Here is a 12,463-nt window from a genome sequence, read left to right on the forward strand (position 1 = left end):
TCCAATGTGGCCAGACAATCCTCGGAAATCACGATCAAAGCCAGTCATTGGCACATGCCAACACGCGGTTAACAGGATTTCCCTCTCCACTTGCACCATCAGGACGCACCGCAGCCGCCTGCCCGGCTACGCCCAAGGTTGTAAGAGAAGCAATGCTGCCGCCCTTCCCGAGCAACCGCCTGCTCCTGAGCCATGCACTGAGCTGCAATGTGATGATCTGAGAGGCAACAGGCAAGATAACGGGATAACTTGCTGGTGGCACTCCCCCGTCAGATACCCGCCAGCCCTGAACGCCACGCGCCCGACGATGGGTAACACCGTCGGGCGCGCAGGGTCATGCCTTTAGCAACGCGAATGCTGGGGGATGGAGAATAGCGTCAGCCCAGCGCGATCAGGCGATTGCGGACATCGTTGATCTGGTCGCGCAGTCGACCGGCTTCCTCGAACTCGAGGTTCTTGGCCGCGGCAAACATGGCATCTTCGAGACGGCTGATTTCCTTCTCGAGCGCCTGAGGGCCTTCGGCCGCCAGCGCAGCGTAGTCCGGCGTCTCTTCTGCGACCTGACGCTCGCTGCCCTTGCGACGGCTGCTCTTGCGGCCCGGCGCCTGGGCACCTTCCATGATATCCGCCACCGACTTGGTGATAGTGCGCGGCGTGATGCCGTGCTCGTCATTGAAGGCCATCTGCTTTTCGCGACGGCGTTCGGTCTCGGCAATAGCCCGCTGCATGGAATCGGTGATGCGATCCCCGTACAGGATGGCCTTGCCGTTGGCGTTACGCGCCGCACGGCCGATGGTCTGGATCAGGGAGCGCTCCGAGCGCAGGAAGCCCTCCTTGTCGGCATCCAGAATCGCTACCAGAGAGACCTCCGGAATATCGAGGCCCTCACGCAGCAGGTTGATGCCGACCAGCACATCGAACTTGCCCAGACGCAGGTCACGAATGATCTCGACGCGCTCGACGGTATCGATATCGGAGTGCAGATAGCGCACCCGCACGTCATGCTCGCCCAGATATTCGGTCAGGTCTTCCGACATGCGCTTGGTCAGCGTGGTGATCAGCACGCGCTCGCCGACTTTGGTGCGCGCGCGAATCTCCGAGAGGACGTCATCTACCTGGGTCGAGGCCGAACGCACCTCGATGACCGGATCGAGCAGCCCGGTGGGACGTACCACCTGCTCCACCACCTGGCCGGCATGCTCTTCCTCGTAGGGGCCAGGCGTCGCCGAGACGAATACGGTCTGCGGCAGGATGCTCTCCCACTCCTCGAATTTCATCGGGCGGTTGTCGAGAGCCGACGGCAGGCGGAAGCCGTACTCCACCAGCGTTTCCTTGCGCGAACGGTCACCGCGATACATGCCGCCGACCTGCGGCACGCTGACGTGGGACTCATCGATGAAGACCAACGCGTCTTTGGGCAGGTAGTCGAAGAAGGTCGGCGGCGCATTGCCGGGATCACGCCCCGACAGATAGCGCGAGTAGTTCTCGATGCCGTTGCAGTAGCCCAGCTCCATCATCATCTCGATGTCATAGAGGGTGCGCTGCTCCAGGCGCTGGGCCTCAACCAGCTTGTCGTGCTTGCGCAGGTAATCGAGGCGCTCGACCAGCTCTTCCTTGATGTGATCGACCGCGGCGACGATGGTCTCGCGCGGCGTCACGTAGTGACTCTTGGGATAGATGGTCATGCGTGGCACCGACTCGGCCACTTCACCGGTCAGCGGATCGAACAGCCGGATGGAGTCGATCTCGTCATCGAACAGCTCGACACGCACCGCCTGCTCTTCGGAGTCGGCCGGGAAGATGTCGATCACATCGCCGCGCACCCGATAGGTACCGCGCCGGAAATCCATGTCGTTGCGGGTGTACTGCAGCTCCGCCAGACGCCTGAGGAAGCCGCGCTGATCGATCTGCTCGCCACGATTGAAGTGCAGGCGCATCTTCAGATATTGATCCGGGTCACCCAGGCCGTAGATGGCCGAGACGGAGACCACGATGATCGCATCGCGGCGTTCCAGCAGCGCCTTGGTCGCCGACAGACGCATCTGCTCGATGTGGTCGTTGATCGAGGCATCCTTCTCGATGAAGGTATCCGAGGAGGCGACGTAGGCTTCGGGCTGGTAATAATCGTAATAGGAGACGAAATATTCGACGGCGTTGTCGGGAAAGAACGACTTGAACTCGCCGTACAGCTGCGCCGCCAGCGTCTTGTTGGGGGCCATGACGATGGCCGGACGCTGCAGGCGCTCCACGATGTTGGCCACCGTGAAGGTCTTGCCGGAGCCGGTCACGCCCAGAAGGGTCTGATGCGCCAGGCCCGCGTCCAGGCCGGTGATCAGCTTCTCGATGGCCGCCGGTTGGTCACCGGCCGGCTGAAACTTGGAATCGATGCGAAATGGTTTGCTCATGCGCTCTCAATGGTGGCAGTCAGTCGGGTCTTCAACTGACGACAGGCAGATGATTGCCCGGCGCTCATGCGCTCGCGGGCGCTTCTCGACTGGTCACCGAGACCCGGGTGCTGGTCATCAGGCGATGGATGGGACAACGCTCGGAGATCTCGATCAGACGCGCGCGGGTCTCGGCGTCCATCTCATGACCCTCCTCGGCCAGGAACTGCATGCTGACCGTGAGACGATATTCGCTGTTGCTGCCACGGCGCTCGTCGCTGTCGTCCCGGTCCACCGTGGTGATGATCCCCGCCAGCGGCAAGCCCTTGCGCCGGGCGTACATCTGCACGGTGATCGACTTGCAGGCCCCCAGCGACAGATCGAAATAGTCATGCGGATCCGGGGCGCTCTCGTCGCCACCGACCACCGCCGGCACATCGACCAGCAACTCATCAAAGCTTGCGACCTGTACCCGTTGCACGAAGCTGCCTGACCGACGGCTGATTACCTCGATACTCATTCGTCACCTCCCTGTCGCTGATCTGTCCGTGATCCCGCTCGTGAGACGTTGCCTGCTTGCCGCCTGTCAGCGTCACCGCACTGCGGTCACTTGACCTTGTAACCGGCCTTCTCGACCGTCTTGACCAGCGCGTCATAACGCACCTGACCGTCGACTTCGGCAAAGCCACGCCCGACCTCGGCTTCCTTGACGCCATCCATCATCATCAGCGCCGTGGTGACCTTGTTGACGTCCTTGACGCTCTCGACGCCGATCAGAGTAAGAGAAAAACTGGCCATCGTGTCATTCCTGTCATGCAGTAAAAAGGGGCGCCGCGGCGCATTGCAGCCGTCAAGAATAGCACGGTTGCCTGACAGTCAGCGCCCATCAGACCGTCGCGAACCAGGCTGCATAAAAGGCTGGCAGGACGGGAACACTGATTTGCCCGTTCTTTTACTGCCACTTGAGGCACAAGGGGCTGACAGCCGCCAGCTGGCGCGTGACAATGCGGGCATCCGACATGCCGCATGGTTGCCAATGCGCCACCGGCAGTTCACTCCTTCGCAACAGGATGGTGGTAGATGAATCCCTTGAAGACCCTGATGCAAGACCACGGCTACCAGCTCGGCGAGGACGGCCGCCTGACGCTGGGTGAGCCAGCCGACGCCTCCATGCCACTCGCTGACATGACCAAGAATGTACGGACCGAAAATGTGCTGGCCCCGCTGAACAATTTCGAGGTACTCGAGGTCTGCGGCAAGGATGGCGAACGCTTTCTGCAGGGACAGACCTCACAGCAGCTGAGTCTGGTCGATGGCGAGCTGGCGCCGCTGACGACCTTCTGCACCCCGAAGGGACGCATTCTGGCCATGGCCCAGCTGCTGCGCGTCAGCGAAGAGCGCCTGTGGCTGGTGATGCCGGCTGGCACCGCCGAACCGCTGCGCGCCCATCTGGCCAAGTTCGCGCCCTTCTACAAGGTGACGCTGGAGGTGTTGAGTGAGCTGAGCGTGCTCGGCCTGCTCGGCGAGCAGAGTCTGGCAGCCTGTGCCGACGCACTCGCGGCACCTGCGCTGGCCGAGCATGACCTGGCCATGCGCTCGGTCTTCCAGTCGCCCCTGCAGTCGAGCGAAGACGAAGAACCGCAGGCCTGCGCGCTGGCGCGCCAGCCTTCAGGCAATGCCCCGCGCGCGATACTGGTCGGCCCGCATGCCGCCCTGGCAGACCTCGCCACGGCGCTTTTCGCACGCGATGTGGTCGCCAGCGATGACACCCGCTGGGGCCTGGAAGATATCCGCGCCGGTCTGCAGTGGGTCACCTCCGCGCAGACTGACAGCTGGCTGCCGCAGATGCTCAATCTGGAAGCCCTCGCCGCGATCAGCTTCAAGAAGGGCTGCTATACCGGTCAGGAAGTCGTGGCCCGCGCCCACTTCCGCGGCCAGGTCAAGAAGCGCCTGCAACGCCTGACGACGGTGCAGCCGGCCGACTTGCCGGCGGTGGGCAGCAAGGTCACAAGCCCCGACGGCAAGTCCCTCGGCGAAGTGCTGCAGGCAGCCCATGATGGGCAGGGACGTCTGGAGCTGCTGGCCGTGATCAGCCTGCGCGATGAAGAGATCGCATTGGCATTGGAAGATGGCACCCAGCTTGAGCGCAGCGCACTGCCCTATGCCGTCGAGCGTCGCGATCCGGAGCAGCTCAAGGGCTGAAGGGTACGCCTTGAAAGGCTGATCGTTCTGAGGGACTGATCGCTTGAAAGCCGCCACAGGAAAGCCCCGCACGTGCCAACGTGCGGGGCTTTTGTCTGCCACGGATTGCTGATTTCAGGCGCCTGCCGGGGCTCCCAGCCCTTACAGCCCTTACAGCCCTTCCGGCAGCCAGCCATCCCCTGCGATCAGGTGCTCGATCAGCTCCTGCACCGGCATCGGTCGTGCATAGAGATAGCCCTGATGCAGCGAGCAGCCATGCGCGAGCAATTCGGCTCGCTGCTCCGGCGTCTCGATGCCTTCGGCCACCACCGCAAGATGGAAGGCCTCCGCCAGCCCCAGCATCGCTTCGATCATGGCCTGCCCCTTGCTGGAGCCCAGCGCCGTCACGAACTGCCGATCGATCTTGAGCTTGTCGAACGGTAGCCGCTGCAGCTGCGACAGCGAGGAGTAGCCCGTACCGAAATCGTCCAGTGCCAACGCCACGCCGTGAGCCCGAATGGTCTGGAACAGCACGGCCAGGGCCTGGATATCATCCGGCAGCTGGCTCTCGACCAGTTCAAGCGTCAGGCGCTCACACAGCTCCGGATGCCGGAACAACATTTCCAGGTCTGACAGGAAGCGCTTGTCCATCATGTGGCGCACGGTCACGTTGACGCTCAGATGCAGCTCATGGCCGCTCTCGTGGACGCGCATCAGGGTCGCGATGCTCTCCTTGAGCACCCAGCGCCCCAGCGCGACATCCAGGCGGGCGGACTCGACGATGGCCATGAAATCCGCCGAGCCCATCAAGCCATGTTCCGGGTGCTGCCAGCGAATCAACGCCTCCGACAGCTGCAAGCGGCCAGTACGCCCGTCGACGATCGGCTGCACGAAGAGCCTGAGCTGATTCTCGCGCAGCGCGACGGTGAACTCGGCCTCCAGCTGCTTGAGGCGACGCAACTCACGCTCCGCCTCTTCATCGAAGAAATGCCACTCGCGTTGGCATTGCTGGGTATCGTGCAGGGCACGTTCGGCGCGATAGACCAGCGCATCCACCTGATGGCCATCCTCGGGATAGCGCGTGATGCCCAGGCTCGGCTGCAGATAGATCACCTCATCATTGAGCGTGACCTTGTCGCGCACGGCATTCAGCAGGTTGTCCAGCCAGCCGCTGATACCGCCACGCGTCGCTTCCAGCAGCCGGCGCTGGACCATGATCAGCAGCCTGTCGGTCTCGAGGCGCGCCACATCGCCGGAATTGCCCAGCAAGGGAGCGATACGCTTCTGGACCTGCTCCAGCTGGTGATTGCCCGGCTCGGCGCCGGCATGATCGTAGAGCACCTGCAAGCCGCCGATCCTAAGCGCCATCAGCACGAAGCCCTCCATCGGCGCGACCTCGCCCAGCTGGTCAATCCGCACCTTGATGAGACGCAGCATGCCTTCACGACTGAGCAGACCGGTATCGAGATCCGTCTCGCGCTCCTCGAGCAACTGGTGCTGGAGCAGCACGCGTTCCTGCTCCAGCCCTCGTACCACCAGCGTATCGAGGGTCATGTCCAGCAACGGCATCATCTCGGTGGCGTTGAGTCGATGGCCGCGACTGGCCACCAGCAGCAATTCGCTGCGCCCGGGATGCGGCGAGACCGAATAGCCCATCAGCTGGCTGGCGCCCAGTCGCTGACACAGCAGCAGCGCGCGATCTTCCTGCTCATCGTCACTCCTGTCGACGCTCACATCGCCATCGCGCCGCGAGCGATCACCGGCTGACACGCACACGCGCCCCACCGGCAGGCGCCAGAGAGGATCACGCCGCAACGATGCTTCACTCAACCACTCACGCTCATCATGACTCTGCAGAATCAGGTAGCCGGCGTTGGGATTGCCCACCTCACGCCGATAGATGATGATCTCTGCCCCCAGCATCTCGCGCACTCGCTGCAGGTACCGGGCGAGAGAGGCACGCGCGTTCTGCGGCGTGTGAGTTTCATAGGGGACGCTCAGGAATTGCTGGTTGAGAATGCTGTGGCGCTGGTATTGATGCTCGAGGTAGGCGCCATAGGCCCGACTCGCCCTGCGGCGCCGACTGTCGCGCACCAGCATGCCGATGGTGCCCATGCCCGCCAGCAAAATGATCAACAGCAGCACCGCCAGCGGAGTGCCCATCTCCTGCACCAGCTGAGCGACGCGATTTTCATCCTGCCAGCAGGCCTTGGCATGGTTGTAGCGATCGGCACGGCCGGACGCCGGCAAGGCCACGCAGATCTGCTGTGTCGCGATGGGCTGTGGCATGGCGTTGCTGACCACCTGCAGCCCCTTCAAGCCCAGCACGGCCGCCTGCTCATCCAGCAGGTCTGTCGTGAGCGGCATGCCCAGAATCAACAGTCCCTGCTCGTCCTGCGGTGGCAAGGCCTCCTCATCCTCGTAGAGCCCCTGCATGCCGATCAGCCATGGCTGGTTGTCGACGATCAACCAGGCCAGCTGGGGTTGTGTCGGTGACTGGCGGGCCGCCTGCATGACGGGGGCGAGCGCACGTCGCCAGCTCACCGGCTGCTTGCCCAGCCAGTCGGCCCCCGGCGACCCGGCGTTGTGCTGCACCCAGGCGGCCACCTGCCCATCGCCACGCACGGCAGAGATCAGATGTATGCCGGTATTGATGGCGAACTCGGGGCCATACATGTACTCGAGCCAGGTCGTGTCGAGCTCGGGCTCGCGCAGAAACCTGGTCACGGCTTCTTCCCAGTAGCCGTTCTCCTGCAGCTGTCCCGCGAGCAGGCGCTGTTCACTCTGGACCCACAAGGCCAGCCGCTGCCTGTCGGATTCGCGATCCGCCTCGCGGGATTGCGTGATCTGGCTGGCCGTCAACCAGGCAGTGGCCAGCAATGCCGCCAGCAACAGCAGCGGCAGCAGATACATCCGATAGCGGGGACCAGCAGGCAGGGAGGCGTGCGCGAAGACAGCAGAAGACTCGTGTGCCGGCACACGAGAGGAGGAACGCGATGCTGAAGAATCTGACATTGATTTACCGATGATGAGGCGACCTCCTGAACCGGGTCGGCAGGCTGTCGCCTGGCCTTTGAGGTCAGTCTAGATCAGACGTTCAGTTGAAGAATACGCTGCACATTCGTCGTGGTGGATAACGCGATATCGTGGCGACTGCTCGAACGGAGTTCCGCCACCACATCCGCGACCTTGGCCACACGCGATGGCTCATTGCGCTGACCTTGAAACCCGCACAGCGGCATGTCGGGGCTATCGGTTTCCAGCACGAAGCCATCATCGGGCAGTGACGCCACCACTCCGCGCAGCTTGTTGGCACGCGGGTAGGTCACGCTGCCGCCCAGCCCCAGCACGAAGCCAAGCTCGAGAAAGCGCTCCGCCTGCACCTGACTGCCCGCGAAGGCATGGATGATGCCGCCACGGGTGAGTCGTGCCTGCTTGAGGCGCTTGGCGACTTCGTCATTGGCGCGCACGCAGTGCACGATGACAGGCAGAGAGAATTCGCGTGCCATGCTCAGCTGGGCCTCGAAAAGCTGCCATTGGGCGTCATGATCGGCCAGTCGCGCATCGAAGCCACATTCGCCCAACGCGACGATCTGGCCGGCATGCTGGTCGAGAGCCTGATGAAGCGCCGCCAGCGCGCCCTCACCATGCTCGGACAGAAAATAGGGATGCAGTCCCAGGGCACCGAAGATACGCGCCGATGAATCCGCCAGCGCCAGCACTGCCGAAAAACTTGCCACCTTGGTGGCGGGCACCACGAAGGCCGAGACATCTTCCTGCTCGGCACGCGCGATAACCGCCTCACGATCCGGCGTGAAGTCAGCGAAATCCAGATGACAATGACTGTCGATCAGCATGGAATCTCCCGGGGATGGTCGTACAGCCATCGTGCTATATCAGCGTGTGTCAGACAAACGAAGGGACCGGCCTGGTGGCCGGTCCCTTGAGGACGAGTGTCGATATTGCTTGCCAGTCGTCGTGACTGACGCAGATGGCCTAGGCCGCCTCCACCGGCGCTGCCGGCGCCAGCTCGGAGGTGCAATGACCACAACGGGTCGCCGCCAGCGGTACCTTGGAAAGACAATACGGGCAATCCTTGTCGGTGACCTCTTCCGGCGCTTCCTCGGCTTCCTTCTTGAGCTTGTTGATCTGTCGGATCAACACGAACACCGCCAGCGCCACCAGAGCAAAGCTGATGATGGCATTGATGAACAAGCCATAGTTCAGCGTGACGGCTCCCGCTTCCTTGGCCGCCTCGAGACTGGCGTAGGGCGCGGCCTGAGCGCCTTCCTTGAGGACGACAAAGAAGTTGGCGAAATCGACTCCGCCGATCAGCAGCCCGATCAGCGGGTTGAGCATGTCACCGACCAGACTCTTGACGATCAGTGTGAATGCCCCGCCGATGATGATGCCGACCGCCATGTCGACGACGCTTCCCTTGACGGCAAAATCACGAAATTCCTGCATGAATCCGGACATCTGTCATCTCCTGTCACTCGCTAACCATCCGGTGGATTGCCACGCATCATGCATGGCCCGCACTGAGACACATCCCACGCCATTGTGTTGTCATTGTCTGCGCCCTACCGACCTTCGCCCCAGCAAGCTTCATCACACGGATGCCAGCAAGACAACATGACCCGAACATTATGCCGTGCTGATGCCACGCCATGGGTTGGCTGTGTAAACGTAGGGTTACACGCATGTCTGGCCACAAAAAGTGCCACCTTTTATCCGGGCATACAAAAACGCCACCCCGAGGGGTGGCGTTCTTCATGTCGTGATCGACAGTCTCGCTATCGCAGCGTCGCTATGGCAGCGCCATTACAACATCGCCGCTAGGGCAACGCCGTTGCGGTACCTGTCTCAGTGCTCACGGGTCGCGCGGAAGGTGATGTCCGGCCAGCGTTCCTGGGTCAGCTGCAGATTGACGCGGGTCGGCGCGATGTAGGTCAGCCAGCCGCCGCCGTCGTAGGCCAGGTTGGCACTGGCCTTGCGCTTGAAGTCTTCCAGCATCTTGGTGTCATCGCAGTAGATCCAGCGTGCGGTCTGCACGTTGATCGCCTCATAGATGCACTCGACCTTGTACTCTTCCTTCAGGCGGTGAGCGACCACGTCAAACTGCAGCGTACCGACGGCACCGACGATCAGGTCGTTGTTGTCGAAGGGCTGGAAGACCTGGGTCGCGCCCTCCTCGGAGAGCTGCTGCAGGCCTTTCTGCAGCGCCTTCATCTTCAGCGGGTCCTTCAGGCGCACGCGCTTGAACAGTTCCGGCGCGAAGTGCGGAATGCCGGTGAAACGCATGTCCTCACCGATGGTGAAGGTGTCACCGATCTGGATGGTGCCGTGGTTGTGCAGGCCGATGATATCGCCCGGCCAGGCCTCTTCCACGTGGGAGCGGTCCGCCGCCATGAAGGTCAGGGCGTCAGGAATCTTGACGTCCTTGTTGATGCGCACATGGCGCATCTTCATGTTCTTCTCGTACTTGCCGGAGCAGACACGCAGGAAGGCGACACGGTCACGGTGTTTCGGGTCCATGTTGGCCTGGATCTTGAACACGAAGCCGGTGAAGCGCTCATCGTGGGCCGTGACTTCGCGGGTATCGGTATCACGCGGCTGGGGCGGCGGGGCATATTCGACGAAGCCGTCGAGCATCTCGCGCACGCCGAAGTTGCCCATGGCGGTACCGAAGTAGACTGGCGTCAGATCACCGCGACGATAGGCCTCGAGATCGAACTCGTGTGAGGCACCGCGCACCAGCTCGACTTCCATGCTCAGCTCTTCGATCAGGTCCTCGCCCAGCACTTCGATGGCTTCCGGGCTATCGAGGCCCTTGATGCGCACGTCATCGGGAATGCGGTTGCCCTGGCCCTGCTTGTAGAGATGGATCTCGTCATTGAGCAGGTGATAGACGCCCTTGAAGCCCTTGCCGACACCGATCGGCCAGGTCATCGGCGCACACTGGATGTTGAGCACCGTCTCGACTTCGTCCATCACCTCGATGGGGTCACGCGTCTCGCGGTCCATCTTGTTGACGAAGGTCAGGATCGGCGTGGTGCGCAGGCGGCAGACTTCCATCAGCTTGATGGTGCGGTCCTCGACACCCTTGGCGCCATCGATGACCATCAGCGCCGAGTCGACGGCAGTCAGCGTCCGGTAGGTATCTTCGGAGAAGTCCTCGTGCCCGGGGGTATCCAGCAGGTTGACCATGCGGTCCTTGTAGGGGAACTGCATCACGGAGGTGGTCACGGAGATGCCACGCTCCTGCTCCATCTTCATCCAGTCAGAGGTCGCGTGGCGATCGGCCCGCTTGCTCTTGACCGAGCCGGCCATCTGGATGGCATTCCCGAACAGCAGCAGCTTCTCGGTAATGGTGGTCTTACCGGCATCCGGGTGAGAGATGATGGCGAAGGTTTTTGTGTTCTTGATTTCTCTAGGAAAATTGGCTTGCGCCATGATGCGAATCCCACTTCATGTACACAGCTATGTACAGGTTCTGAATTTGTGGCCCTAGTGTACGGGGCAGCTCGTGCGGGGGATTGTACAGCCGGTGAGCGGCCTTGTCGCGGCTTATACACTGGTCACAAGGCAGCCCTCTATCCACTTTTAAACGTTTAAATACCTTGAAAGACTTGACTCTACTTCGCCAACAACATCATTAAGTCTTTTGCCAAATTCATCGTTGTCTTTACTAGAATATATGATCGCTCTGACTTCCTTAAGTCTCTCTTCTCTTTCTCTTGTCTTGAGCTGAGGCTTTCCTGAAATATCTATACGCGACATTATTACGTAAGCGAATATACTCATCTTAAACTCTTCAGCTATAGTAAGTAATTCTTGAATACTCTGATCATTAAAACCTTTGTCCATGAGCTTTAACTCGAAAACTAATTCTTTGATCTCTACAACCTGCTCATCCATAGATTCAAGTGAAGTTTTAAAATAACTATCCTTATAATCTTCAGATGCAATGGATGATAAACTTTGGCGATAAGAGCCCCGTATGTTTCTGATCTGCTGTTGAAGACGGTAAGTAAGCCTAATTAGTCTTCTTAGTGCCTCATATTTAGACTCTCCAACTAACTGTTTTTTCCAGGTACGTAATCCACTCAAAGCTACCCAGCACCCAATAATGTAAAAAAATATTGTTGCACCATCTCTTATTAAAACAATAAATGGTTCGATAGATTCAATGGTCATATAACCCTTTAGTTAACGATTTGTCATCATGACCCCGAAAGCCCATCGCTCAACCGGAGTCCAGACAGTGTGCCAGAACAACGGGTCCTGGGTCACGGTGAACTCTCGGCAGACCCAACCGGGCGGGTCGATGGAGTCGTGGCGCTCACCTGTCACAGGATCAATATAGCGGAAGACGGCACCGCCCTCCTCACTCCAGGTGTAGTAGCGGCGGACACCAGGGTTGTCCGAGTTGGTGTGCCACCCCATGATGCTGCCGGCGGGATACACAATGGCGTTGGTCATGCGCTTTGCGCCCAGGGCCTCGAGCAAAGGCTGGTAGGCCGCATCATGGCGATCCAGCATTACCTGCGTGCCCGTGGCCACCTGTTCCAGGTCCCTGGCCGGTGGGCGGCCAAACATATCGAAATCCTCGAAGGTGTTGAACCGCTCCCAGGTTTCGACGGGCCAGCGTAGCGACTCAAGGATCGCAATAACATCCTCTGGAATCGGCACCAGGCGAACGCTCATGGGTCCATGCTCCGAACCAGCATATTTTTCGCCCGCTCCAATAAAACGATCAGCCTTTCGCGGTCACCATCCAGCGTTACCAGACTGACCTTCCCTTCTTTTGTGCGTCCGACGGCAATCAGAGTCTCGAGATTTTCACCTTGCTCACTGATCTCGTCGATGGTGTCGCGGATCATGTCATCCATAGC

At 60.7% G+C, this 12,463-nt stretch carries 11 protein-coding genes; 1 reads left to right on the forward strand and 10 read right to left on the reverse strand.

From position 1 onward, the window contains the following. Positions 1-377 precede the first annotated feature (377 nt). The 3 genes from uvrB to QD280_RS15430 form a co-directional block, all read right to left on the reverse strand. Positions 378-2,405: an excinuclease ABC subunit UvrB gene (gene uvrB / locus QD280_RS15420; protein ID WP_192838931.1), complete on the reverse strand. Its 2,028-nt coding sequence runs from the start codon at positions 2,403-2,405 to the stop codon at positions 378-380. Positions 2,406-2,469: 64 nt separating this feature from the next. Next, positions 2,470-2,904 carry an OsmC family protein gene (locus QD280_RS15425; RefSeq protein ID WP_279839910.1) on the reverse strand — a complete coding sequence of 145 codons (435 nt, stop codon included), beginning with the start codon at positions 2,902-2,904 and terminating at the stop codon, positions 2,470-2,472. 86 nt (positions 2,905-2,990) lie between these two features. After that, entirely contained in the window at positions 2,991-3,182 is a 192-nt protein-coding gene (locus QD280_RS15430) for a hypothetical protein (RefSeq protein WP_054557000.1), read from the reverse strand. Between the two features lie 282 nt (positions 3,183-3,464). Between QD280_RS15430 and QD280_RS15435 the strand changes: the two genes are divergently transcribed. Further along, positions 3,465-4,586, forward strand: a complete 1,122-nt coding sequence (locus tag QD280_RS15435; protein ID WP_279839911.1) for a folate-binding protein — start codon at positions 3,465-3,467, stop codon at positions 4,584-4,586. 150 nt (positions 4,587-4,736) lie between these two features. Here QD280_RS15435 and QD280_RS15440 read toward each other — a convergent pair whose 3' ends face one another. The 7 genes from QD280_RS15440 to QD280_RS15470 form a co-directional block, all read right to left on the reverse strand. Continuing rightward, positions 4,737-7,580, reverse strand: coding sequence for an EAL domain-containing protein (locus QD280_RS15440; protein WP_279839912.1), 2,844 nt, complete (start codon positions 7,578-7,580; stop codon positions 4,737-4,739). A 74-nt stretch (positions 7,581-7,654) separates the two neighbouring features. After that, on the reverse strand, positions 7,655-8,422 hold the full coding sequence (locus QD280_RS15445) for a TatD family hydrolase (protein ID WP_279839913.1): 768 nt from the start codon (positions 8,420-8,422) through the stop codon (positions 7,655-7,657). Positions 8,423-8,561: 139 nt separating this feature from the next. After that, positions 8,562-9,044: a large conductance mechanosensitive channel protein MscL gene (gene mscL / locus QD280_RS15450; protein ID WP_054557004.1), complete on the reverse strand. Its 483-nt coding sequence runs from the start codon at positions 9,042-9,044 to the stop codon at positions 8,562-8,564. A 387-nt stretch (positions 9,045-9,431) separates the two neighbouring features. Further along, positions 9,432-11,021, reverse strand: coding sequence for a peptide chain release factor 3 (locus tag QD280_RS15455; protein ID WP_279839914.1), 1,590 nt, complete (start codon positions 11,019-11,021; stop codon positions 9,432-9,434). A gap of 150 nt (positions 11,022-11,171) precedes the next feature. After that, complete coding sequence (locus QD280_RS15460; protein ID WP_279839915.1) at positions 11,172-11,765, reverse strand: hypothetical protein; 594 nt, start codon at positions 11,763-11,765, stop codon at positions 11,172-11,174. A gap of 12 nt (positions 11,766-11,777) precedes the next feature. Next, positions 11,778-12,275 carry a hypothetical protein gene (locus QD280_RS15465; RefSeq protein WP_279839916.1) on the reverse strand — a complete coding sequence of 166 codons (498 nt, stop codon included), beginning with the start codon at positions 12,273-12,275 and terminating at the stop codon, positions 11,778-11,780. Continuing rightward, the gene (locus QD280_RS15470; protein ID WP_141392416.1) at positions 12,272-12,460 is read right to left on the reverse strand and encodes a hypothetical protein; all 189 of its coding nucleotides are present in this window, start codon (positions 12,458-12,460) and stop codon (positions 12,272-12,274) included. Before QD280_RS15470 ends, QD280_RS15465 begins: the two co-directional genes overlap by 4 nt. Positions 12,461-12,463 lie beyond the last annotated feature (3 nt).

It is taken from the genome of Cobetia sp. 1AS1 (genome assembly GCF_029846435.1).
GTDB classification, from domain to species: domain Bacteria; phylum Pseudomonadota; class Gammaproteobacteria; order Pseudomonadales; family Halomonadaceae; genus Cobetia; species Cobetia amphilecti.